This window comes from Bacillus sp. CHD6a (assembly GCF_001293645.1).
In the GTDB taxonomy this organism is placed as follows: Bacteria; Bacillota; Bacilli; order Bacillales; family Bacillaceae_I; genus Sutcliffiella_A.
Map to the genome: position 1 here is coordinate 43,015 of NZ_LBMD01000025.1, position 23,939 is coordinate 66,953.

The window sequence follows — 23,939 nt, forward strand, 5'->3', positions numbered from 1 at the left end:
CAGAAAAATGCCTGGTTCTCTTCTTATTAGAAGAACCCGGCATTTTTCATATTTCCTTAGATGAAATTGGAAGAAATAATTTAATTCCTCTTTTATTAAAGGGCAATAGTTTCATATCAGCTATCAAGTGGCTGATATAGGAAATGGTGCATGTTAAGAATACTCCGTTAATAGAAAGTGAGTGTTCTAGCTTTAAAGCTATGTAAGCGAAAAATGCTACACCAAGTAGGGAGTGGGTATAACTTCGGTGGGACACCAAGGAAGCCACTATGATATAGACGCCAAAAAGCATCACCCACATTTGTTGCAGGGAAACACCTCCTATAATAACCCCTGCACCAGTGATGGTAAGCATATGTTTCTGTTTGATGAAGGAAGAAATAAGAATCATAAGCGCTCCAATTCCTATTCCCCTCAACTTTTCCTCTAGGGTTCCTTCATATAAACTGTATAGGATCATCATTGTTCCTATGATTTGAGCAATTAATCTCGTCACTTTGTGGGATAACGTTATTCTTCCGCGGAGTTTCCCGTCAATATCAAGGTCTGGCACAAGGCCTGATATGGTCCCAATGCTGACTAAGATAAGAGTGGTAGTTGGGGTTGTGTTTAACGTGTTTGCTACTGCGAAACCTGTAGCTGCCCCTATGGCTGCATGTGCAGTTCCATTCATGTTTTATTTCACCTCTGTCTGACGTTCTGAGTTGGTGATGTGTCAGAATTCCCTTTAAATCTTCGATTATGAAACATCACATTTTAGCTATTTTACAAGAAAACATTTGTTCTGTTTAGGTGCAAAAGTCCTGATTGTTAGTGACTGGGAACCAGGGGATGCGGGTATGTTGGGAAAATGTATTTTTGGAGTGGATAGTGCGAATCGCCCGATTGTACCTGTAAATCGCCCGATTCCTCGCTATTTTCGCCCGATTCCCGGGTCACATACCCCCAATAGCTTTCTAATCATCGACTCCTGTTGTACTAAACTCTAATATAAAATGCCCCTCCCACTTGAAAGTGAGGCCACTGAAAAACTGATAACGTAAAGTTTTTATTGATTCCTAGCTGTTGATTGGAGCAAAAGGCGAAGACTCCTGAGGGAGATAGCGCTAGGTGGAGACCCCGCAGGCGTAGCCGAGGAGGCTGTCGTCAGCCCCTAGGAAAGCGAAGCCATTTGCGGAAATCAACAGCGGTGTTTAATAAAATTTCAAAATCAAGGTCTTTTTCAGTGGCTTCCTTGAAGTGCAGGGGAGTCTCCAACTCAATCCATTTTCTTCAAAAAGTGCTCCACAAGCTCGCTATGATCACAAAGTTCCTTCTTTCCTTTCTCACTGATCACATAGGTCCCCCGCTTTACGCGCTCAAACCAGCGGTAATAGTTCTTCGTTAATATGGAGGAGGTTTTTTCGCCCGTTCCTAAATCCCGCAAAGCCTTTGGCGACAGAGGACCTAACTTTTCAAGAAAACATGCAATTTGAACGCAGTTCTCTTTATAAGCAGTTCTTATCTTTACTCGGTTGCTACCTCCGAGATTGACATCAGATGAACGCCCGTCCATCTCTTTGACCAATGCATCACGCTTTCGCTTATGTTGACGCATGCTTTTAGCTCGGTCAAACGGAACTGGATCAAACATAACCTCCACACGCTTCCCTCGCCCACTGAATGACACTACAATTAAGCCCAGTTCAAGCCGCTTAATCAAATGACACAAATCAGTCCAACGTTTTGAACGCCTGCTAAAAGATGGCTTTGGAATCGCAATATATACGAGGTCCGTAAGCTTTTGCCGCTTCGTCGCCTGTATGAGCAGCTGAACATTTAAAGTCAGCTTTAGCTCTACTACAACCACCGCTTCGCCTTTCACCATCGCAATATCGCAGTCGTTCACTTCCCCGTAAACCTCATAGCCTTCTTTGACAAAATGCTTTTGAATTGGTTTATACAAATCTACTTCATATATTTTTTTCTTTTCCGTCATGCTTACACACCAACCTCCCCTAAATGGAAAGAATCTCTCGGATATCCTCCTCCGTTAATGACTTTGATATTCTTTCATCAGGGTCTATTATTTCCTCTATTAAATGTCTCTTTTTATCTTGCAATTCGTTCATTTTTTCTTCAATCGTTCCCCTTGTTACAAGCTTTATCACCTGAACCTTTTGCGTTTGGCCCATACGGTGGGCACGGTCAGCCGCCTGCTCTTCCACTGCGGGATTCCACCAAAGATCATATAAGATAACAGTGTCAGCACCAGTCAGGTTAAGACCAGTCCCACCTGCCTTTAGCGAAATTAAGAAAAAGTCTCTTTCCCCAGAATTGAACCTTTCACAACGTTCTACTCTTTCTTCTGATGGAGTTTGGCCGTCCAGATAAAAGTAGGGAATTCCTTGAAATGCAAGCTCTCTTCCTATCAGCTCCAGCATTTTTGTAAATTGGGAGAAAATAAGCACCCTTCTGCCTGAACCCTGAGATTCTTCAATTAATTGTAAGAGCATGTCAAACTTCGCAGACCTTCCCTTATATCCGTTAACAAAAAGCGTGGGATGGCAACATATTTGGCGGAGCCTTGTTAACCCAGCCAGTATTCTAATTTTATTTTTCCTCAAAGTGTCTTTGTTCAAATGTTTCAATGTGTCATGTCGAAGCTTTGCAAGATAAGCTGCATAAAGCTTCTTTTGCTCTGGTAAAAGCTCTACTGATTCCAAGCTTTCAAGTTTCTCCGGCAATTCCGCCAGTACATCCTCTTTCACACGCCGAAGCATAAAGGGCCGGATTCTACGTGAGATGGTTTTTCTAGTCAAATTGCTGTATTCCTTCAATCCCATAAACAACTCAGGAAAGACAACATGAAAAATAGACCACAGCTCTTCGAGAGAATTTTCAACAGGAGTCCCTGTTAAAGCAAATTTATTATCGGCTTTCACTCGTTTCACTGCACGAAACGTTTGAGTAACTGGATTTTTAAAGGCCTGTGCTTCATCAAAAAACACCGTATGGAAAAGGTTAGCAGCATATAGGTTAATATCACGACGCAACAAAGGATAGGAAGTGATGACGACATCCACTTCTTTTATCTGAGAAAAAGCCTGTTCACGTTCCTTTCGAGTTCCATCCATAATGAGAGCCTTGAACTCTGGGGCAAATTTACCAATTTCACTAAGCCAGTTATAGGTTAGTGAGGAAGGAGTAACAATCAATACTGGACACCTGTTATGGCGGATATCAGGTAGCTCAGAGAGGATAAATGTGATACTCTGCAAGGTTTTCCCAAGTCCCATATCATCAGCCAAGATTCCACCAAAACCATAGTGAGCAAGTGTTTTCATCCATCTGTAGCCTTGTATTTGGTAATCTCTTATGAGGTTAGCCACTTGATTTGGAACTTGAAAATGGTCACCACTTGGATTTCTTACGTCCTCCAGAAATTGGCGGAAACTCTCTTCTAAGGAAAACACACCCTCATCTGTTACGGAATCCATCATCTTGAAGCCTTTAATTATGGGGACATTTAAACCCTGTTCTAAATCCTCATTTTGCACTGGATTGGCTTGTAAAAAACGTTGAATCTCCTCAAATTCCCTCGTCTCCAAAGAAAGTATTGAGCCACTCTTCAAACGATAATATTTTCTTTTTTCCTCTAATGCATGTAAAAGCTCCCTGATTTGCGATTCTGGTATGCCGTCCATTTCAAATTTAAATTCTAGCCAATTTGTGCGCTCTTTTTTTACTCTAATTCGTATTTGCGGCTTAGCAGGCTCTCTAAAAATACGATTTCTAATAGCAGTTGTTGCATACACTTGTACAAAACGTTGCAACTTAGGCAACATATGATAGAGAAATTGGTACTCCAGCTCTTCGTTGTGAAGAAAGTATCCTTCTTCTGTACTACCAAATTCACTGTCCTCCATTAGATCAAGGATTAATTGCTCCTTATCATAATCGCGGATAATCATGGTGTTCATCCGGTGTTCTCTTGGATCTAATGGATTAATCATCACCTGTTCGTATTGAAACTCTAAACTTGCTAAAAGCCGATTTTTCACTCTGTCCAAATAAAGTATTGCTACTAATGGGGTTTTTGCAAAACGCTTGGCGACCGCTTCATCAAGTTCCACTTTTCCGAGTTTTCGTAAGCCCGGCACTACCTTCTCCATAAACACCTGAACCTGATTTGGAGCAATAGGGATGGAATTTGTCCTAGATGCATCCAACATTCTTTTCAACTCAGCAAGTCGATGACAGTCATCCGTCTCCAAGGATATAAAGTATCCATCCTTAAAAACAATATTATATGCTCTGAAAACCACTACACTATTTAGCCCATCAACCTTTAGTAGAACCCCATTTGCGTTATCTTCTGTAAAAGAAAAATGAAGGGAAAGAGGGTCTTTTACTAACTTAAAGCCTTCGTATGCTTGCTTATTAAGAAGTGTTTTCACATCTACCTGCTGTAAAAGCGGTGCAATTTTTCTAAAGGAGGATGGTGGAAGAATTAGTGCTTGTGGCGATTTTTCCATTTGCTCCATAAATGTTTTTTCATCATCTAAAATGTCTATTAAATGGTGAATTACAGCATCCGCTTCTTTTTTGAAGCATTGAATCTTTGGGTCAAAGAAGTCACTTTGCTTTCCATTCTTAATAAAATGTAATAGTTTACGCGGATCTTGGACAACGCTCTGCTGCAACGAAAGCTCTATTCCAAGAAAATTTTCTTCATCTTTTAATACTGGTTTTATAAAGAAATCTACGTCTACCACTTCTCTTTTTTCGAAATGCATCTGACTGCCACTTGAAGGTTTCTTATCTGCTTGGAATAGGCGGAACACTTCTCCTGACAAGTCTTGCTGTGACAAGTGACTTTCATGAATCGTTAAAAGTACAGCTGCAATATGCTGACATTCTATTTTTACGGAAGCTAGCTTTGGACAACTACAGCTTGTATGAAAATCTCCGGTTCCATCCGTCCTTATGACAACCCGGAAATCCTCGGAGGCCATAACAACAGCAACACACCGATCATTCGTCCACTCTTCTATCTTTACTTTATCCGCTCTACGAAATGCCTCCCCGCTTTTTAAGGAAACAGAACCACATCGTTCTTGTATGAGTTTTTTATCTACATGTATGTTCATGTGGTGTTCTCCTTTCAGGGTGGATTTCCACTTTATTATGTAGATTGTAACATACAATAAGAAGCACAGCCCCATAGTCTCGCAAGCTGTGTCTCCGGTTTTCTATATTCTTCTTACACTCTTAATTTCATTTCATCAACTGCTTCGTTCAATCTTCCAAGATCATAAATTCCTTTCATCAGAAAGAATTTGATTACAAGGTCAGAAATATCGTTTTCCGACAAGGATAACCCTGCAGCACCAAGCAGGTCTTCTGTTTCTTTTTCATCAAGTCCCAAGGCAAAAGCCAATGCCACCATCGTTGCTTTTTTGGGACGATAATCCGGATTGGTTCGTATTTTAGAAAAGTGTTTCCGGTCCAAACCGGCCTTTTTATATATCTCCGCATCTGTTCCGCCATGGCGGTCCATGTAATGAAACAGGACCTGTTGAAGAGTGGGCTTCTTATTATTTTTAATAAACTCTTCTATCTCAAAGATATCACTTTTTTCATGTAAAATAGGAGATTCATTGTAGCAGATGTAATCTTCTTTCCCACGTACATCATAAATTCGATGCTGCCAAATAAATTCTTCGAGTTCCTCCAAAAACTTTTTATCTACCATTCTCCTACCTCCAAATGTCGCTTAAAAGGCGACCATTTTATGGATATTATTAGTTATTATTATAGCATGAAGGAGGAGGATGAAAATGAATAAAAACTTAACAGAAATTATTTTTCTATTGGACAGAAGCGGATCAATGGGAGGTCTTGAAAAAGATACAATCGGAGGGTTTAACGCATTCTTGGAAAGACAATGTAGACATGAAGGAGACACGCTTGTAACCACCGTCCTTTTCGACGATGTAGTGGAAACTTTGTGGAATGGTGTGGATGCGAAGGATGTTAAATTAACCAGAGAAGATTATTACGTTAGGGGCACTACCTCCCTTTTGGACGCAATCGGCAGAACTATACTAGATGTCGGAAACCGGTTGTCTCGAACGGATGATGTTAAACGGCCTGGTAATGTAATCTTTGTCATCACCACGGACGGTATGGAAAATTCAAGCATAGAGTTCACGTATCCGAGAGTAAAAGAATTAATCCGTCACCAAGAAGAAAAATACAGTTGGCAATTCATCTTTATGGGAGCCAATATTGATGTAGCAAAGGAAGCGGAAAGCTTAGGTATACAGGAGGATCAAGCATTTAATTTTGAAGCTACCCACAAAGGTGTCGAGATGATGTATGAAAATGTCTGTGACATTGTTTCTGAAAAAAGGATACAATTGAAAAATTAAATAATATGTAGGACAGAAAAAGTGAACAAAAAGAACCCGTCGTTGTAGATATAATACGGGTTCTCCCACTCTTTTTCACCTATTTAGTAGCTGTGGAAAGCAACTCTTCCATCCCTACCCAAAGCTCTGTTTTTTCTATCTGTGCTGCCATCTGCAATAAGAGATCCTCCCTCCCCCTCCCTGCCATAAACTGGACACCTATTGAAAGACCCTTCATTGTCACATGAACTGGTAACGACATAGCCGGTTGCCCAGTCAAATTTGAAAGCTGCGTAAAAGGAACTCTTTTTAAACTTTCTTGTACAAGTTGTTCCACGATGCCCATTTTCTTAAGGATTGTAGCAGATCCTAATTTCCCCGTCACTTGCAGCGCAATACTCTCAAGAGGCTTAAGTTTGTGATCCCCAATTTTTGAAGGAGGGAAGGCAGTAGCTGGTGTTATATATAAATCGTAGGTGTCGTGAAATTCTTCCATTGCATATGCTGCAACGTCCCATTCCCTCATATGGAGGACAAATTCTTGCGCAGACATGGATTTTCCAATTAGGGCAAGCAGCCAAGTTGCAGGCTCCACATCATTCAAAGTAGCTTTCCTTCCAAGTATCTCGTCAAGGGTAGAAATCATGGCGCTAACTTCTCCAAAGTAGAGAGAAAGATAACTTGTGGCAACTTTCTTCCCATCTACCGGTGCATCCTTCTCTTCAAGAATATGCCCTTCTGACTCTAGATGTTTTAACGTTTTTGTGACTGCCTCAACACAGTCCGGATGAACTTCTGTACCAATGGGGGATTTAGTAGAGTACGCAATACGGAGCTTTTTCTCAATCGGCTGTTGAATGATATCTAAGTAGCTTCCTTCATAATCAGGGATAGAAAATGCCGCTCCCTTTTCAGCTCCCATTAACTCATCTAAGGCTGCTGCGCTGTCTCTTACGGTCCTTGTCAACACGTGTTCAACTGCCGCTCCTTGCCAAAACCGACCAAGCTGCGGACCTACCGGAGTTCTTCCTCTTGTAGGTTTCAACCCAAACAGTCCACAGTATGCAGCTGGAATACGAATAGAGCCCCCTCCATCATTTGCACCTGCAATTGGTACCATTCCTGAGGCCACCGCCGCTGCCGAACCGCCACTTGAACCCCCAGGGGTATGAGTTAGTTTCCATGGATTTCTTGCAGGACCGTATACAACAGGTTCTGTTATTGCCATTAAACCAAACTCTGGGACATTTGTTTGTCCTAAAAACAGAAAGCCGCTTCTCCTGAGCCGACTTACATATTCTGAATCCCTTTTGGCCCTATATTTGTAGAGAGCTTTAGAGCCAAGTGTTTTCGGTTCCCCTTTTATTTCCTGCCCTATATCTTTTAATAGAATTGGAACCCCTGCAAACTGCCCTGTAGAAGCCAGTTCCGCTGCAGTCCTTGCCTGTTCGTACATCGTATGGATAACCGCATTCAGTTGGGGATTTTGCGTTTCAATTTCACTGACCGCCATTTCTAACAGTTCAACAGGCTTCACTTCTTTGTTTTTTACCAACTCTGCCAATCCAAGACCGTCATACTTTTTATATTCATCCCTCTTCAACGTTATCACCTCTCTATACTCTATTCCTTAAGGTAGGAGAATAAACCTCTCTCTAGTAACCAATTAGTATTCCATTATGATGATGTAGGTTTCTCTATCAGCACCAAAGCCCACCTTTTAACATAGGCTACCATACAGAAACTTATCTTTTACATCTCTGGCTTGATTGCCTTGGAGGGGAGTTTGGTACAGATGGAATTGACGGCAGCGCATTGGATGTATTTAGTTGGAACACTAGTTATTATCGTTACTATGTTGTTCAGGAAAAATATAGTGGTTCCGGCCATCCTGGTGACTTTTTTTGTAGGGTGGATTTTCAAGGGGTCATTCATATTTGGGCTTCAAACCATATTTAACGCCAGCCTGGTTGCGGCAGGAGAGCTTTTTAATATCTTCCTGATTATCGCCATCATGACGGCACTTTTACATTCCCTTAAATCATTAGGGACGGATGAACAAATGATTACTCCTTTTCAGCGGGTCATGAAAAACGGGCATGTCTCGTTTTGGGTAATTGTGTTTGTTACCTACGCGATTTCCCTGTTTTTCTGGCCGACTCCAGCGGTACCGCTTGTGGGTGCACTCTTAATTCCTGTTGCCATTAGAGCCGGGCTACCACCCATTGGGGCCGCTATCGCCATTTCCCTTGCCGGTCAAGGGATGGCGCTATCTTCGGATTACATTATTCAAATTGCACCGTCCTTAACAGCCACCGCTGCTGCAGTTGACATCGGTACGGTAGCCGATCGCGGATTGATCTTATCTCTTGTTACAGGAGTTGTTGCTATCACACTTGCTTATATTTCAATTCGCAAGCTTATTGTACGGCCGTCTAATGAGCATCTAATTAAATGGAACAATATAGATAACCAGGGCGGTGATACGAATGATATGACAAAAAGCGGATCTGTGACAAAAAGCAAATACAGCACACTGTTTGCTATCTTAGTTCCAGGAACGTTTCTAGCTATCATCATCTATATGGTTCTGGCCAAATTTTCCGATGTCATTCCTTCTCTAGAGGGTGGGGCAGGCGCGTCTCTTATCGGAGGAGCTTCGCTTATTCTATTAATTGGAGCGTCATTCTTCCTTAACGCGCGTACCACCTTTCAAACTGTCAGTGACAATATGGTCAAAGGATTCTTGTTTGCCTTTAAGGCGATGGGGCCGGTTATTCCAATTGCTGGATTCTTCTTTATTGGTAGCGGGGAACTTGCTTCTAGAATTCTTGGCACTCCTGTTGAAGAGACACCCTCCTTCCTGTTTGACCTCATACTTGCCGGTCAGTCTTACATCCCTGAAAGTTCATTTATAGCAGGATTTGGAATACTCTTAATTGGAATGATAACAGGGTTAGATGGTTCTGGCTTCTCAGGACTCCCTCTTGTTGGAGCGCTTTCCGGAGCCCTTAGTGAAAGTGTTGGAGTGGAAGCTGCCACACTTGCAGCAATAGGACAGATGGGTTCTGTGTGGGTTGGAGGGGGAACATTGATTGCCTGGTCTTCCCTTGTAGCTGTTGCCGGATTTTCAAAGGTTCCTGTCATGGAGCTTGTTCGCCGGAGCTTTATACCCGTAATTATCGGGTTGATTGTAGCAACGTTAGTAGGACTCTGGTTATACTAATATACCTAAAAGCCTTCATTCTTTTATGGATGAAGGCTTTTAACTGTTAAGATTGGGTATGTGTATTTACATAAGGAAAAAAATAGTTGAAACTTTCGTTCTACCTGTTCGTATCTTTAAATATACGATAATTAAGTAATTACTCATTTCGGAGGTTTAGGCTATATGATAAAAAAGGTAATGAGCTATTTAAATTTAGGTTCTCCTCATGTAGATTTAGTTTTGAATAATATGGAGCTAAATCCAGGTGAAAAAGTGACTGGCGCTTTTCACGTGGAAGGCGGTTGGGTTAGGCAGCACATAAAAAGATTAGAATGTGATCTAGTAAAAGAATTTCAAGGGGATACGGTCGAAACAGTGGATGCTGTAACGACCATTCTCATGTCCAAGAGCATGGATGCAAATGATAAGGTAGAGTATCCATTTTGCTATCAGCTTCCGAATGCATTAGAGCCTTCTACCAATCATATAAGCTATCGTTTCCACACACGATTGATTTTTCAAGATGATGTGAAGAGCATGGATCATGATGAGATTATTGTTCTTGGGCGAGAAATAATCAAGGCCTGACTCCTATTGGAGGCAGGCCTTTGTTTTTTCAATTTATTCTTCCTGTATTTATTTTCATTTTTACTTGGATGAAAGGAATGAAAAAGCAAAGAAAAGGGGTCTGACCCTCACCACTCTAAAGTGATAAAGTCAACCCCTGCTCCTACTAATTTTATTCTACTGTTGGCAGTGTTAGTTTGTATTTAGCAAAGCCATTTTGGGAGGCTCCTGCGTATTGGATGGTGCCGTTTTCTGGTAAGGTGTCGACTGCGTTAGGTGAGGAGTCGAATGTTACGTTGACAGATTTAGTAACTGGCGCAAACGTCCAGTTTCCGTCAGCTGATGGATCAATTTCACCTTGCTCTAGAATATAGTCAATGATTGCCTGACGGTTTTCATCCGGGTACAACTCCATATCCATTTTGTTGCGTACTCCTGGGAAGTTACCGCTCGCACGATAGTTATTGGTTACAACAATAAACTCCTGATTCAAGTCCATTGGTTCTCCGTTATATGCCAGGTTCTTAATACGGTTTGCCCCTTCGTTCATGACAACCCCGTCTTTGTTGTATTTTGCCGGCTCTGTTATATCAATTTCATAAGTGACGCCGTCAATGACATCATAGTTATAGGTTGGGAAGTCTGTGTTAATCAAAGCTTGTTCACTACTATTATTGGGATCGACCTGCTTGAATTGTCCAGCTGACATCTCAAGCCATTCTTTTACATCAGCACCTGTCACCTTCACTGTAGCTACTGTGTTTGGATATAAATACAAGTCTGCTACATTTTTAATGGCTATTTCTCCCTGAGGGATGAATGTATAATAGTCTGCTCCGTTTCTCCCTCCAGCTTTGAAAGGTGCTCCCGCAGAAAGAATAGGCGTATTTTCATCTACCGTTCCTTTTAATTGTTTTTCTATATACCATCTTTGTGCATTAGTGACGATTTGGACGGAAGGATCATCCTGCACCAAAGCAAAGTAACTCTGAATGTCGGCTTTTGTTGTGCCAACTGCAGTTCGAACGTAGTTTACTGTCCCCTCATGCGCTTCTTTTACCGCATGTAAAATAGCTGGATCTGGCTCCACGTCCTTTACATTCCTTAATTTTGTTGTAGAATCTGTCACTTTCCAATCACCTTTCACTTTAGAGAGTGTAAGGTCCATAATCCCTAAATTGTTCCCCCAGTTACCAGGCATCACAACCGGAACACCATTAATGGTTCCCTTTTCTGCGTCCACACCAGGAAGGTCTTTAAAGTCTCCAGGGAATGTAAGATGATTGTGTCCTGTAATAATGGCATCGATACCATCTATTTTGGTCAAATCATATGTAGCATTCTCTTCCATCTCTGCATACTCCACATCACCCATCCCAGAGTGTGCCAAAACGATAATGATGTCAGCACCGGCTTTTTCCATTTTAGGAATAATTGCTTCCACTGATTGAACAATATCCTTTGTGACAACTTTCCCTTCAAGATGCGCTTTGTCCCATTGCAAGATTTGTGGCGTGACAACCCCAGTTACACCAACACGGAGTACTTTGTTTTTCCCCTTCTTATTCTTGAACTTTTTCTTTATTATTTTAAAGGGCTTCACATAATACTTACTGTTGTCAGCACCATCATCATAAAATACGTTTGAACTGACATATGGGAATGGAGCACCCTCTAATACCGTATCAAGGAAATCCAAGCCATAGTTAAACTCATGATTGCCAAGTGTGGCAGCATCATAATCTAGTAATCCCATTGCTTGGAATACAGGATGAACCTCTCCAGGTTGTAATACATCTACCTTCGCTTTGTAGTCTCCTAGAGGATTTCCTTGAATAAGATCTCCGTTGTCAAAAAGCATCGTGTTTGGTACTTCTTCACGGGCCTGTTTAATCAATGTAGCTGTTTTTGCAAGACCAAAATCTTTAACTTCCATGTCCTTATAGTAATCATAGTTATAAAGGTGAGTATGGATATCTGTTGTTCCCATTACTCTTAGTTCCACTTCATGTTGCCTTGATTTTGTTCCTTTATTTGACGCAGCCTCCGCCGAGTGGAACATGGGTGATGTTGCTAGTAAAGATACAGCCATCGTGACAGCCAACACTTTTTTTCCTAGTTGTTGGAAAACTTGATTCAAGCAAAACAGCTCCTTTTAAAAAGTAAATGGTCATACCCTTTCATTATAGAGAGTATTATTCGTTTAGAAATAATCTGAAAGGACTGAATTTGACAAAATACAACAGGAATCTTTCAATAATACGGGTATAAATACTTATATTGTAAAATGACCCTGATAAAGAAGCGGGGTTCCTACGAATTTCTTTACATATAAAGTAAGTGGAGTAGGTTTGAAACCTCCATCCTTGAGGATTGGAACCATTTTAAAAGCTATTGTGACTTTTTCAGCCGTTTTTGTAACTATTTTTACTGTTATTGTGACTTTTCAAAGGGTTATTATAACTTTTTCTTTTTCAGCCCCATATAGCTCTCGCATCCACACAAAAAAACCGCCCAGCGCATTCACACGCCAAACGGTTCTATTCAAACTATGAAACTTTTATCGAATCTCTACGCGACCTTTTTCCCCAACTCGTACACTACCATCCTTAATCTCCACTGCTTCTCCAGCAGCCAAGTTTGTGAAGATGATAGGCGTGATGATGGATGTCGCTTCTTCTGACACAATGCGAAGGTCAACGTTCAGTAACGCTTGTCCTTGCTCAACTGTGTCGCCTTGTTCTACTAAACTTTCAAAACCTTTTCCTTTTAGGTTAACTGTGTCAATTCCGACATGCACAAGCACTTCGCGGCCATCAGCCGTTTCAATTCCGATTGCATGTTTGGTCGGGAACAAGTTTACGATCTTCCCTGCAACAGGTGATACCACTTTACCGTCCGTTGGTTCGATGGCAAAACCGTCACCCATCATTTTTTGAGAGAAAATCTTATCAGGAACTTCAGAAATAGGCAGTAGTTTACCTGTCATCGGCATTACTACCTCAAACTTTTCGGAAGTTTTTACTGCAACAGTATCCACAGTCTTATCTTCAGAAGTTGCTGCCACTTCTTGCTTCACTGGCGTTTTCCCACTTAAAATATCTTGGATTTGTCCTTTAATTGTCTCAGAACGAGGTCCGAAAATTGCTTGGATGTTGCGGTCGATCTGCATAACACCTGCAGCACCTAACTTTTTCAGTCGCTCTTTATCAACTTGCTCCACATCTTTTACACTTACACGAAGACGAGTGATACACGCGTCCAGGTTTGTAAGATTTTCTCTTCCGCCAAGTGCCTCTAGTACACCGAATGGCAGTTCATCAACGGAAGCGGAACCAGCCGTTGCTTCCTCTGTTTTTTCCTCACGACCTGGAGTCATTAAATTAAACTTCTTGATTGCAAAACGGAATCCAAAGTAATAGATAACCGAGAATACTAGACCAACAGGAATCACCAACCACCATGCCGTCGCATTTGGAAGGATACCAAATAGAATATAGTCAATGACACCACCAGAGAACGTCATACCGATTTTTACATCTAGAATATGCATGATCATGAAGGATAAACCAGCGAACACTGCATGGATTGCAAACAATACTGGTGCTACGAATAAGAAACTGAACTCAAGTGGTTCTGTGATACCTGTTAAGAAAGATGTTAATGCCGCTGAACCCATGATACCTGCAACAAATTTCTTGTTTTCTGGACGTGCACAGTGATAGATTGCTAGTGCAGCTGCCGGAAGACCGAACATCATGAATGGGAATTTACCAGTCATGAACGTACCTGCAGTAAGCTCGGCACCGTCTTTCACCTGCTCCATGAAAATGCGTTGGTCCCCACGAACCAATTCTCCTGCCGCGTTTGTATAAGAACCAAACTCGAACCAGAATGGAGAATAGAAAATATGATGCAAACCAAATGGAATCAGTCCACGTTCAATGACACCGAAAATAAATGCTGCCAACGTACGGTTTGATTCTGTCATAAAGTAAGAGAAGGTATTTAGTCCTTCTTGCGCAAATGGCCATACGAAGTTCATGACCACCCCTAGTACAAGTGCGGAAGCTGCCGTTACAATCGGAACGAAACGCTTACCAGCAAAAAATCCTAAGTAAGATGGCAATTCAATATTGTAAAATTTATTGTACATATAGGCACCGAGCACCCCGGCTATGATACCCCCGAATACCCCGGTTTGAAGGGTTGGGATTCCTAACACATTAGCAAGTGCAGGGTCTGATCCTACCTGTTCAGCGGTCACTCCACTGATTACACTCATCGTAACGTTCATAATTAAGTAACCAATCATGGCTGCAAGTCCGGCAACACCGTCTCCTCCAGCTAGTCCAATGGCTACCCCGATAGCAAAGAGTAGTGGCAGGTTAGAGAATACGATACTTCCTGCCTGTTCCATAATTTGTGCCAGTAGCACGAGGGAGTCTGCCTCTAGAAAGCCGAGACGACTTGTTAGGTTTGGGTTTTGCATGGCATTACCGAATGCAAGCAGGATTCCTGCTGCTGGTAGCAATGCGACAGGAAGCATGAGGGCTTTCCCGATACGTTGCAGTAAACCGAATGATTTCTTGAACATATGTGTTCCTCCTTGGTATTTTTATATGCTTGGCAGAATTCCTTTTAAGTTTGCCGTTGATTTCCGATCCAGGCGCTTCGCTTTCCTGCGGACGGTCCGGAAGCCTCATGGGGCTCTTCCCTATCCCTTCCTCCCGCGAGAGTCTACGCGCATTTCACTGCCATCAACTAAACTGGTAAACATTAATAAAAAGACAACAAAAAGGCATGAGCCAAAAGAAAAGGTATACGAAGGAAAAGTAGATAGACTTCTACCATGTTTCTTCGTTTACGCTTTCTTCCGCTCATGCCTGCACAACCAGTAACACGTGAAAAAAGTGTTTAGGATATTTATTGTTTTGCAAGCCTTTGCAAATGTAGGGTCAGGTAAACTGCCTCCGCATCTGGGACTGGCTTGTGTAAGTTCTGCTGCATAATCTTAATCAATTTCCATGCTAGATTGTAGCACACAGGGTATTCAGCTTGCAACACTTTTGCGAGAACTTCCTGATTTTCTGGACGGTTCTCGTCTTTATGGACCCTTTCAATCGACGCATGAAAATGACGGATCAGCCTCAAATAGTTCACATCAGTCCGGTCAACAGAGATTTTCAGGGATTCCTCTATGACATCCACCATGGTGCTAATCAGCTGGGTATGCTTGTTGACCTCGGACAGTTCTCGGTTGGTCAACGCGCTGTGGATGTGTAAGGTAATGAATCCTACCTCCCCAACTGGTACCGAAATCCCAAGTTTTTCGTTCAACCACTCTACAATTTCAAGTGCTACTGTGTATTCTTTAGGGTAGGCGAGTTCCGTCTCCGTCAAGAATGGATTTTTTATATCCAGCCCCTGTTGAATTCTTTTCACTGCAAAATAAAGATGGTCCGTTAATCCAACATGGATATGTTCATTCAACCGAACCTCAAAACGTTTTTCAATTCGCTCTATACATTCATTCATCAAACCGATAAATGACTCGTCAACATAATTAAGTAACTGCTTGTATTGTTGCTGCTCTTCCTGGTCGCGAAGCACAAAGAACTTCTCCGCACTCTCAACGGAAATATCTTCTCCTGTTCGTTTCCCAAAGCCAATTCCCTTCCCGGTAAGGATCACTTCATTGTACTCGGGGTGGGCAGCAATCAACACATTGTTATTCAAGACTTTCTTCACACGCATGGCCATTCCTCCGGTGTATCTAAAACTGCAATATATATTAAAGTACGCTACGGGGGAGGCAGAGTCAAGCGAGCAAGTTTTCCAAATGGTTTCTTCCAAAATAACACTGATCTAAACTCCAGTTTTTAACGTTATGAAAATAGGAATGCCTTATTTCTTCTTTTAATCAGACAAATAAAGATATAATAAAGATAATCACATAAAAAAGGAGAAAACCTATGCAGAATAAGGACTCTCTTCTTTATGAGCGAATTAAGAAAAAAGATAAAACCGCTCTAGAAGAACTGTACGACAGGTACGAAAAGATTTTGTATTCTTTTTTAATAAAAATTACGAATGACCATGACATAGCGGAAGAAGCAATGCAGGATGTATTTATTAAAATATGGCAAGGAACAGGGATCTACGACGAGTCAAAAGGCAAGTTCCGATCATGGCTGTTCACCATTGCCCGTAATAAAGCCTTGGATATTATTCGCAAGCAGCAACGAACACAAAGCACCACGTTAGAAGATGTAGAACCATTCTTACGTTCTAATGACTCTACTGAAAAGGAGTCAGAGTGGAAGGAAGAGCAAATAGTCATCAGAGAAGCGGTCTCCACCTTATCAGATGATCAAAGGAAAATGGTGCATTATATGTATTTCAAAGGCTACACCCAGCAAAAAATAGCGGATTTGACTGGCATACCTCTTGGAACAGTAAAGGGAAGAATCCGGCTTGCACTGAAAAAACTGAAACCGTTGCTTGCAGATAGGAGGGGGAGTATATGAGTCAGAAATGTGAGTTAGTGTTGGACTATTTTAATGGTCACCTAACACAAACAGAGAGAGAAGAATTCGAACAGCACTTAGCCACCTGTCCCGAATGTCAAGAGGAATTAATGGAACTTCATGATCTGTTAGGAGATGTTGCCCTTGTGTCTGAACAGGCCTCACCCCCACCAGAAATGAAGAAGAGAATTTTAGAAAATGTATTTGCTGAAGACGTGAAACCAGAAAAATCTACCGTCACACCTATTGCTTCTAAAAGGGAAGTTGAGACATCCGTTAGTAAAAATACAGCTTCAGGGAAACCTTGGCTAACCACATTACTTGCCGCATCTTTATTGCTTTCATTGGTTGGAAACGGGTACTTGATGATGCAAAAAGATGAAGGAGTTGAGTCGGTAGCAGAAGAGCTGAAACAACCTGATACCGTAGTTACTTTGCAGCCATCAGATGCTGCAGGCAGCGGGTATGCAGCACTTTTCCAACAGGAACAGGCACTATCTGTCATGATTCAAACCCAGGACTTACCAGAGCTCAATGGAAATGAAGTGTATCAGGTATGGCTATTGAAGGACGGTGCACCCATACCTGCTGGCGACTTTACTATTGATGATCAAGGTAAAGGGTATGTGTTCCATAACATACAGACTGCTTTGGAAGATTGGGATACCATTGCGATTACATTGGAACCTCAGAGTGGGAATGAATTGCCTGAAGGGGAGATACATCTTTCTGCGGGGTTGTAAAAAAGAAAGCTCGGAGCACATCTACAAATTGCCCCGAGCTTTTCCTTTTTTTATTCGTCGCTTTCCTCACCTTGTCTACTGTTCTGGAAAGGAAGAGTCTCCCAAAAGCTAGTATCAACAGTATTAATAGAACCATCAGCAATGGCTTGAACCGCTGAATCAAGCGTATTTACCGTCTGCTTGATCAAGTATCCATTACTCTTTTGTCCAAGAATCGCTGTTGGATTCGTGTGGTCGGACATTCCTCTCATTTCAAACAATAATGTCGCGATATCATATCTCGTAGCTATACCATTTCGACCAATATTGTCTGTATTTCCACCGGAATATTTGCCAAGATGCCCCCAACCTTTTGACTCAATCTCATGAAACACCACTGCACCCAACTGTTTGGACTGCTCCACTACAGCCGGTTCAACATTAGGGCTTGTCGGGTGTAAAATAGACCCGGAAACAAGCTTCCCATCACGTTCACTTTGTGTCCCTTGATGATGTAAATCAATCAAGTAATCAATGTCATACTTCTCCAACACATTTGTATGAAGTGCCCGTGCTTCAGGCTGCATCGCATCTACTGCTTTGTCATGCTCACGATTTAAATCAAAGTTATTAGCATTCGCTCGCGTCAAATGACGGTCACCGGCTGCAATGTAATTATCTGTAGAAAAGTTCACATCACCCATCGCGCCGTCTGCATTCAGCATCGGTATAACAAGGACATTGACATGATCTAGTACCGCTTGATTTTTCCCGGTTCCAAGATGTTTGATGAATTCCATCGCACCCTCTGTTGTCAACTGCTCATTTCCATGCTGCTGTGTTAAAAACAGAATGGTTGGATTGTCCTCGTTTTTAATGTATTTGGCCAAGTAAATATCTCGGCCTTTCACTGTTTCACCAATAACCTCAAGCTCCATCGCCTGCTATCTTGCTTCTTGTTTTAGTAAGTATTCTACCAACTCATCATATGTAGTAAGGATGGAGGTTTGGATAGACTCATTGCCGTTATAGTTAGGACCATTTCCGACTGCACTTGTTGGAAGCGTTCCTGTTGTTAACGTCCCGATTGTCATAACTCCTGTTAAAGATAAAGCTAGTACCGTTTTACTGATCTTCTTCATAATTTCCTCCTCATTTCAGATATTTAGTGACCCTACATAAATAGAATAAAGTTTATAGAATTATCTGTAAATAAGGACAAACTCCTTTCTTTCAATAGCTGCAGACAATTAACAAACGGAAATATATGGGTAAAAGTACTTATACAACGCGTTTTGTTTGTTCTAGATACATATCATTCACTAATAAACACTTCGCCTGTCAATAATTTAAACAAGATTGATGAGTGTTGATTTCCCAGTTTTATAAACATAGCTTCCCCTTCACGAATAAGTTCAAGCTCGTCGCCTAAAGGCGTAATCCAAACGGCAAAAATAGAACCATTCAACGTAAATCGGTATTCAGGCGGAGTCGCCATTTGCACCTTTACATCCTCAGCCCATTGTTTATCTTCAAAAAATGATTCCAATTTTTCAATTTCCTCTTGTGTTTCCAATACATTTATCGTTATGTAGCCAGCTTCTGTTCGTTTCTCCACATTTACTGGCTTTTGGTCATTTCCTTTTGTTGTATCTTCATTGGTTTCCCCATTCAAAGCGTACGTTTCTTCCGCTAAGTTTTCGTCACCACTTATATTACTAGAGCAGCCTACAAAAATTGCTAAAATAAATAAAAAAAGAACAATCAAATACCTTTTCATTCCACCACCTCCACTGCATAAGACGTTTAAGTATGTCAAAGGTTGCAAAATGATGATTCCTCTTTTATTCACGGAAAGACTTGTAAACAAAAAACTCTTGGTCTAACTGCTTCCCAAACGTTTTAATAACTCGCATTTCTATTACAACAACATCTCAAAATCCCTTTGCTTTTCAAATGCTTCCCTATCCAAGCGCTTCAGGATTTCCACCCAAAAGTCTTCTTTTATCCCAGTTACGCTTAATACTTCCCTTTCTTCCGTCGTCTCCATAGAAGTTTCTGTGATGACAAAACCCCGTGCATGTTTTCCTAAGGTATTAAGACAACGTTCATTGAATGCGACTAGAAACTCTACCTTTTCAAGAAACTCATTGTCCAGTTTGACTTTCGCTTGACCCGTCCCTTGAGCTTCGGCTATCTTACGTTTAAAGACTGCTTCCGTAACAAAGGCCCCCTCTACAATGGTGTATCCATTATTTTCGTAGCGACCCAAGTTCATAGCTAAGCGATTATAGTCTTCGTAATAGTTTAAAAGAATATAAATGTCTTCACGAATCAAATCTACTTGTGTTTCTGTCAATGTTCTTGTTTGGAGAATTTGCTGAAGAACTTCTTGTTTCCTTTGAAAGCTTCCTATGAGCTTAGAAGTATCGTTCATTAATGACTCAGAATGATAATGTGCATAACCTTGGGTTTCTTTTAGCAAGGTAAAAGTAAAAAGGGATAACACTAAGCCAATTGCTATCGACCCTACTATAAGTAACTTTCTCTGTTTGAACAAGTTCATTACCCCCATTTATTAACTTCCGCCAATAAATTCCCCAACATGCTCACTCATCTCTTTCGCATTTGTCCAGTGTAAATAATGATGGCCCTCGAGTGGCACTATCTTATTTTTCACGACATTCTCTAATTGCGTTTCATAAAAGGTCATCGTAGACCTACCAGCAGGATTTACTTTTTCGTCCTTAGGTGTAAAAATCATTACCGGGATATCGGCCGGAAAAGCCAGGTTTATCGTTTTGGCGATATTATTACTAATTTCATTTGCTTCCATCATGATATTCTTGTTGTAGCCATTCCAGACAGTCAGAGTTTTCGTTAGCTCCAAATTATCATCTGTGTATGTCCCCTCATCTGCCAAAGGTAAAAAATCCTCTTCATTTGCCGCTACCACAATTCGGGCAATCCCACTCGGAGTTACAGCCCTGAAGAAACCTGGCATAGTAGGAACAGGTACATTAAAATAATCAACCGCAGCCGGAAGTGTTGGATCAATTCCAACAATGGCCTCCACTTCTTCGGGATATGTATTTACATAATACAAGCTGTAAATTCCCCCAATAGAATGCGGCATCAATATATATGGGCCTTTGATTTCCGCTTCCTGCAACGCGGCCCTAACTTCTTCCACAACATTTTCTACCGTTCTATCTTTTTCAGTCTTCTCGCTCCATCCATAACCAAACGGCTCCACCACTACGACTCTATTACTCTTACTCAACTCATTCATCAGCGGCTCAAAATCCAGCACTGGCGCTGACGTCCCCAATCCAGGAAGTAGAAGGATAGTTTTAGGTCCTTCGCCTTCCACATGAACATGCATCTTACTGCCATCCACTTCTACCAGTTGCCCAGTAGCTTCGTACTTGTTCTTTTCGAAAAAAACCATAAATTGATGAAAGGCAATCCACAGAACTACCAAACTTACCAATGATAAGGATATATATTTAATTGTTTTACGGAAACTAAATCTCTTATTAGTGTTCATTTTTCCCTCTACTCTCTTTTGTAAAATTTCATTCAATACCTATACGTAATGAACACTGATTTAGTTCCACAATATTTTCCAATCACTCCATCTGATGATTCATTAATTTACTGTTAACTCTTCCTTATTTTCACCAATTATCTCCACATAGTAGGTACTTTCTAAATCTGAAATCATGGTCGTAACAGGAGAACTCAACGTTACTTTCTCCGTTTGATGCTTGCCAGTAAATACCGTGATCACAAAGCTAACCTCTTTGTCTGGAAGAAAATCGACATGATTAAAGTCGAACGTAAACGTATCCCCCTTCTTTATCTTTGAATTATCAGCATACACACCGCCTCCGCTGTCCCCTCTGTGTGTTCCATCTTGTGAATAGCTGAACTCATACCCGTAAATATCAATATCGGTGTTATTGATAAGAGCCAATTGAAAAGTCCCTTCAGCTGGAATAACGGTACTCTTGTATTGATTACATCCTGACAAAATTAACAACATAATTGTGGTGATCAATGAAACTTTTTTCAATTTCTCACCCCCTTTACGCTCATTATTTTTACATTAATTAACAGTATAATACCAAATAATTTATTGATAATCAATAAATTATTTATGAATTAAAATAAAAATAGAACTTATCTCTTATTGAGACAAGTTCTATAAATTTTATTACTCTAGTATTCTCTACTCCCAAATTCTAATCCGTCTATAATCTCTACCGCCTTTAAAACAGTCCATTCTTCTATCGGCACATCAGGATTATTCTTGACATACTCCTGCATTATCTGATAGCCCATTCTATAGTTGGACCAACTAGGAAGCTCTTTCGAAATGCTACCATTGAACAACACACTGTATTTCTCCTCACTAACAGAGTATTTGTTCTCATCTATGTAGCTCCAGACTCTATCTCTTTCATCATTACTTAACGGCTCTATCCAATGAACGTCGTAATCGGGATAGAGAATTTTGGTGAAAGTTTCTGCTTTCCCTTCCATAACAACTCTTTCTAAAAGATGAGCTGTGCGCGTGTTGTAATTGTCAGATATTTCCATGTACACTAAGTGATGATATTCATGGGCAATAAGTTCTTTAATGCTTTTCTCTGTCATATTATATGGATCCAGCATGAGAATCATTGCATCTTTCTCCGCAAATCCTGTAACCCCATGAAACTCTTCCATATTCACGTCAGAATTAACTGGAGCCAGATATATCTGATAATTCCCACCTGGAAGTAGTGAGGTTGAAGCTGTCAAAGCTTCTTTAATAATTTCCAATATTTCTTTATGACGTTCATCCAATTGCAGAACATAGTCTTTTAATTTGTTGATATTATGAGGCGGCTCCAAGTATATGTTATTTTGGTAACCATAATCATATCCCAATACTGCATTACTCAAAGGGTTTCCAACAACCTTCTGGAAATGGTCACTCCTAGCGTCAGCTGAACTATAGTCTTCTTTTATATACTCAACATAGTTTCCATACCACGGATGAATTTCAAATTCTTGTCCATTGACTGTATAAGTAGCAACATCATCATTTCTGAGGATTAATTCTTCTTCCTTCACCACTGTCACTTTTTGTGTTCCAATTTCACATCCTGCAAGAACAAAAAGACCTATTAAAAGAAAAACTCTCATTAGCTCCCCCTTATTTCTCCCACATTCCAAATTCTCTTTATAAAAGAGTTAAAGTCCCAGCATCATCAATTCCTCGTCAAAATAGGTGTCATCGATCTTCAACCCATTTCTATCTACTCCATATGTCACAAACCCCAGAGATGTATATAGTCGTTTCGCAGGTTCATTACCAGCTGTCACTGCGAGATAGATTTGTTCAATCTTCTCTAACTCTTTTGCCTTCCTTATTGCTACATTCATTAGTGCTTTTCCTACACCTAATTTTCGTTGATCAGGCTTGACATACATTGCTACTATGGTAGCTCTATGCTTAATTTTCTTTTTCGTTTCACATACTAAAGTCACCGTACCGACCAAAATATTTCCTTCAAAAGCTCCAAAGGTGTAAGTATGGTCATTGTTAAATCTACCTCTATATTTTTCAACAGAATACTCTACTTCATCTTCATAGCTGGAGCTGAATGCTTCAGGTTTATTTTTCAGTGCTTCAAGCCTAATGGTTCTATAGTTTTCCGCATCAGTCGGTGTCAGTTGTCTTATTTTCATAGTGTAGCTCTCCTTTAAACAACATTTGATATGGTTTAATTAGATGAAATTTCTTTCTCCAATTTCTCTATAATAGTGTCTAGCTTTTGTTCAATAGTTTTTAATCTTTGATTCTTGTAAGATGCATTAACCAGCAGCCTTCTGATGAACAGTGTGAAAGAAAGACTACCTAGTATAAAAAGTCCAAAAACTACAAGTTGAAAAATTACATCGCCCATTCTTATTCACTCCATCTAATACCATAAAGAGATAACGGGTGTAGAGACGCCCTCTCTCTTACCGTTTTCCTATTTAAAATCACTTTTGGGGCGCAGAGGCGCCATCTCTCTTACCGCTTTCCTTTTTACAACCACTTTTCGGGCGGAGAGACGCCCTCTCTCTTACCGTTTTCCTTTTTACAACCACTTTTCAGGCGGTGAGATGCTTTCTCTCTTACCGTTTCTCCTTCCATTACCACTTTTCGGGCGGAGAGACGCCCTCTCTCTTACCGTTTTCCTTTTCAAAACCACTTTTCGGGCGGAGAGACGCCCTCTCTCTTACCGTTTTCCTTTTTACAACCACTTTTCGGGCGTAGAGAAGCCCTCTCTCTTACCGTTTTCCTTTTCAATACAACCTTTCGGGCGGAGAGACGCCCTCTCTCTTACCGTTTTCCTTTTCAAAACCATTTTCGGGCGGAGAGACGCCCTCTCTCTTACCGTTTCACCTTTCATTACAGCTTTTCGGGCGTAGAGACGCTCTCTCTCTTACCGTTTTCCTTTTCATTACAACTTTTAGG

The 23,939-nt window shown here is 40.9% G+C and carries 20 protein-coding genes and 1 pseudogene; 5 read left to right on the top strand and 16 right to left on the bottom strand.

Going from position 1 to position 23,939, the window contains the following annotated elements; translation table 11 throughout:
• Positions 1 to 46: 46 nt before the first annotated feature.
• The 4 genes from AAV98_RS16010 to AAV98_RS16025 all read right to left on the bottom strand — a co-directional run bounded on the left by AAV98_RS16010 (position 47) and on the right by AAV98_RS16025 (position 5,737).
• On the bottom strand, positions 47 to 673 hold the full coding sequence (locus AAV98_RS16010) for a metal-dependent hydrolase (protein ID WP_060666555.1): 627 nt from the start codon (positions 671 to 673) through the stop codon (positions 47 to 49).
• Positions 674 to 1,258: 585 nt separating this feature from the next.
• Positions 1,259 to 1,978 carry a DUF2161 domain-containing phosphodiesterase gene (locus AAV98_RS16015; protein ID WP_060666556.1) on the bottom strand — a complete coding sequence of 240 codons (720 nt, stop codon included), beginning with the start codon at positions 1,976 to 1,978 and terminating at the stop codon, positions 1,259 to 1,261.
• A 19-nt stretch (positions 1,979 to 1,997) separates the two neighbouring features.
• Positions 1,998 to 5,132 carry a DEAD/DEAH box helicase gene (locus AAV98_RS16020; protein ID WP_060666557.1) on the bottom strand — a complete coding sequence of 1,045 codons (3,135 nt, stop codon included), beginning with the start codon at positions 5,130 to 5,132 and terminating at the stop codon, positions 1,998 to 2,000.
• A gap of 113 nt (positions 5,133 to 5,245) precedes the next feature.
• Complete coding sequence (locus tag AAV98_RS16025; RefSeq protein WP_060666558.1) at positions 5,246 to 5,737, bottom strand: hypothetical protein; 492 nt, start codon at positions 5,735 to 5,737, stop codon at positions 5,246 to 5,248.
• Positions 5,738 to 5,822: 85 nt separating this feature from the next.
• On the opposite strand from AAV98_RS16025, the gene AAV98_RS16030 reads away from it, so the two are divergent.
• Entirely contained in the window at positions 5,823 to 6,416 is a 594-nt protein-coding gene (locus AAV98_RS16030; RefSeq protein WP_060666559.1) for a vWA domain-containing protein, read from the top strand.
• A 79-nt stretch (positions 6,417 to 6,495) separates the two neighbouring features.
• Here the strand turns inward: AAV98_RS16030 and AAV98_RS16035 are convergent, their stop codons facing one another.
• On the bottom strand, positions 6,496 to 7,998 hold the full coding sequence (locus AAV98_RS16035; protein ID WP_060666560.1) for an amidase family protein: 1,503 nt from the start codon (positions 7,996 to 7,998) through the stop codon (positions 6,496 to 6,498).
• Between the two features lie 192 nt (positions 7,999 to 8,190).
• Between AAV98_RS16035 and AAV98_RS16040 the strand changes: the two genes are divergently transcribed.
• A complete protein-coding gene (locus tag AAV98_RS16040; RefSeq protein ID WP_060666573.1) occupies positions 8,191 to 9,621 on the top strand; it encodes a hypothetical protein in 1,431 nt (476 codons plus the stop codon).
• 165 nt (positions 9,622 to 9,786) lie between these two features.
• Complete coding sequence (locus AAV98_RS16045; protein WP_060666561.1) at positions 9,787 to 10,191, top strand: sporulation protein; 405 nt, start codon at positions 9,787 to 9,789, stop codon at positions 10,189 to 10,191.
• 151 nt (positions 10,192 to 10,342) lie between these two features.
• On the opposite strand, the gene AAV98_RS16050 is transcribed toward AAV98_RS16045, so the two are convergent.
• From AAV98_RS16050 to glcT, 3 genes are all read right to left on the bottom strand, one after another.
• Positions 10,343 to 12,262, bottom strand: coding sequence for a bifunctional 2',3'-cyclic-nucleotide 2'-phosphodiesterase/3'-nucleotidase (locus AAV98_RS16050; RefSeq protein WP_060666574.1), 1,920 nt, complete (start codon positions 12,260 to 12,262; stop codon positions 10,343 to 10,345).
• A 468-nt stretch (positions 12,263 to 12,730) separates the two neighbouring features.
• A complete protein-coding gene (ptsG, locus tag AAV98_RS16055) occupies positions 12,731 to 14,767 on the bottom strand; it encodes a glucose-specific PTS transporter subunit IIBC (protein ID WP_060666562.1) in 2,037 nt (678 codons plus the stop codon).
• A gap of 329 nt (positions 14,768 to 15,096) precedes the next feature.
• Positions 15,097 to 15,927, bottom strand: coding sequence for a glucose PTS transporter transcription antiterminator GlcT (gene glcT, locus AAV98_RS16060; protein ID WP_082380929.1), 831 nt, complete (start codon positions 15,925 to 15,927; stop codon positions 15,097 to 15,099).
• Positions 15,928 to 16,145: 218 nt separating this feature from the next.
• On the opposite strand from glcT, the gene AAV98_RS16065 reads away from it, so the two are divergent.
• Together AAV98_RS16065 and AAV98_RS16070 are read left to right on the top strand one after the other, a co-directional pair.
• Positions 16,146 to 16,700 carry an RNA polymerase sigma factor gene (locus AAV98_RS16065; protein ID WP_060666564.1) on the top strand — a complete coding sequence of 185 codons (555 nt, stop codon included), beginning with the start codon at positions 16,146 to 16,148 and terminating at the stop codon, positions 16,698 to 16,700.
• Positions 16,697 to 17,443, top strand: coding sequence for an anti-sigma factor (locus AAV98_RS16070; RefSeq protein ID WP_060666565.1), 747 nt, complete (start codon positions 16,697 to 16,699; stop codon positions 17,441 to 17,443). Before AAV98_RS16065 ends, AAV98_RS16070 begins: the two co-directional genes overlap by 4 nt.
• A gap of 50 nt (positions 17,444 to 17,493) precedes the next feature.
• Here the strand turns inward: AAV98_RS16070 and AAV98_RS16075 are convergent.
• From AAV98_RS16075 to AAV98_RS16110, 8 genes and pseudogenes are all read right to left on the bottom strand, one after another.
• Positions 17,494 to 18,564 (bottom strand): annotated as a pseudogene (locus AAV98_RS16075) (M14 family zinc carboxypeptidase).
• A 173-nt stretch (positions 18,565 to 18,737) separates the two neighbouring features.
• Positions 18,738 to 19,202 (bottom strand): hypothetical protein, encoded by a 465-nt coding sequence (locus tag AAV98_RS16080; RefSeq protein WP_060666566.1) that lies wholly within the window; start codon positions 19,200 to 19,202, stop codon positions 18,738 to 18,740.
• Positions 19,203 to 19,343: 141 nt separating this feature from the next.
• A complete protein-coding gene (locus AAV98_RS16085; protein ID WP_060666567.1) occupies positions 19,344 to 19,982 on the bottom strand; it encodes a hypothetical protein in 639 nt (212 codons plus the stop codon).
• A gap of 18 nt (positions 19,983 to 20,000) precedes the next feature.
• On the bottom strand, positions 20,001 to 20,972 hold the full coding sequence (locus AAV98_RS16090) for an alpha/beta fold hydrolase (RefSeq protein WP_082380930.1): 972 nt from the start codon (positions 20,970 to 20,972) through the stop codon (positions 20,001 to 20,003).
• A 102-nt stretch (positions 20,973 to 21,074) separates the two neighbouring features.
• The gene (locus AAV98_RS16095; RefSeq protein ID WP_060666568.1) at positions 21,075 to 21,500 is read right to left on the bottom strand and encodes a hypothetical protein; all 426 of its coding nucleotides are present in this window, start codon (positions 21,498 to 21,500) and stop codon (positions 21,075 to 21,077) included.
• Between the two features lie 146 nt (positions 21,501 to 21,646).
• A complete protein-coding gene (locus tag AAV98_RS16100; RefSeq protein ID WP_060666569.1) occupies positions 21,647 to 22,618 on the bottom strand; it encodes a DUF2268 domain-containing protein in 972 nt (323 codons plus the stop codon).
• Positions 22,619 to 22,666: 48 nt separating this feature from the next.
• Positions 22,667 to 23,164, bottom strand: a complete 498-nt coding sequence (locus AAV98_RS16105) for a GNAT family N-acetyltransferase (RefSeq protein WP_060666570.1) — start codon at positions 23,162 to 23,164, stop codon at positions 22,667 to 22,669.
• A gap of 35 nt (positions 23,165 to 23,199) precedes the next feature.
• Positions 23,200 to 23,382 (bottom strand): DUF4083 domain-containing protein, encoded by a 183-nt coding sequence (locus AAV98_RS16110; RefSeq protein ID WP_060666571.1) that lies wholly within the window; start codon positions 23,380 to 23,382, stop codon positions 23,200 to 23,202.
• Positions 23,383 to 23,939 lie beyond the last annotated feature (557 nt).

Excerpts from the sequence above, each read along its gene's own strand:
- AAV98_RS16010 (WP_060666555.1), bottom strand. The coding sequence starts at position 673 with ATGAATGGAACTGCACATGCAGCCATAGGGGCAGCTACAGGTTTCGCA.
- AAV98_RS16015 (WP_060666556.1), bottom strand. The coding sequence starts at position 1,978 with ATGACGGAAAAGAAAAAAATATATGAAGTAGATTTGTATAAACCAATT.
- AAV98_RS16020 (WP_060666557.1), bottom strand. The coding sequence starts at position 5,132 with ATGAACATACATGTAGATAAAAAACTCATACAAGAACGATGTGGTTCT.
- AAV98_RS16025 (WP_060666558.1), bottom strand. The coding sequence starts at position 5,737 with ATGGTAGATAAAAAGTTTTTGGAGGAACTCGAAGAATTTATTTGGCAG.
- AAV98_RS16030 (WP_060666559.1), top strand. The coding sequence starts at position 5,823 with ATGAATAAAAACTTAACAGAAATTATTTTTCTATTGGACAGAAGCGGA.
- AAV98_RS16040 (WP_060666573.1), top strand. The coding sequence starts at position 8,191 with ATGGAATTGACGGCAGCGCATTGGATGTATTTAGTTGGAACACTAGTT.
- AAV98_RS16045 (WP_060666561.1), top strand. The coding sequence starts at position 9,787 with ATGATAAAAAAGGTAATGAGCTATTTAAATTTAGGTTCTCCTCATGTA.
- AAV98_RS16050 (WP_060666574.1), bottom strand. The coding sequence starts at position 12,262 with ATGGCTGTATCTTTACTAGCAACATCACCCATGTTCCACTCGGCGGAG.
- ptsG (WP_060666562.1), bottom strand. The coding sequence starts at position 14,767 with ATGTTCAAGAAATCATTCGGTTTACTGCAACGTATCGGGAAAGCCCTC.
- glcT (WP_082380929.1), bottom strand. The coding sequence starts at position 15,927 with ATGCGTGTGAAGAAAGTCTTGAATAACAATGTGTTGATTGCTGCCCAC.
- AAV98_RS16065 (WP_060666564.1), top strand. The coding sequence starts at position 16,146 with ATGCAGAATAAGGACTCTCTTCTTTATGAGCGAATTAAGAAAAAAGAT.
- AAV98_RS16070 (WP_060666565.1), top strand. The coding sequence starts at position 16,697 with ATGAGTCAGAAATGTGAGTTAGTGTTGGACTATTTTAATGGTCACCTA.
- AAV98_RS16080 (WP_060666566.1), bottom strand. The coding sequence starts at position 19,202 with ATGAAAAGGTATTTGATTGTTCTTTTTTTATTTATTTTAGCAATTTTT.
- AAV98_RS16090 (WP_082380930.1), bottom strand. The coding sequence starts at position 20,972 with ATGAACACTAATAAGAGATTTAGTTTCCGTAAAACAATTAAATATATA.
- AAV98_RS16100 (WP_060666569.1), bottom strand. The coding sequence starts at position 22,618 with ATGAGAGTTTTTCTTTTAATAGGTCTTTTTGTTCTTGCAGGATGTGAA.
- AAV98_RS16105 (WP_060666570.1), bottom strand. The coding sequence starts at position 23,164 with ATGAAAATAAGACAACTGACACCGACTGATGCGGAAAACTATAGAACC.
- AAV98_RS16110 (WP_060666571.1), bottom strand. The coding sequence starts at position 23,382 with ATGGGCGATGTAATTTTTCAACTTGTAGTTTTTGGACTTTTTATACTA.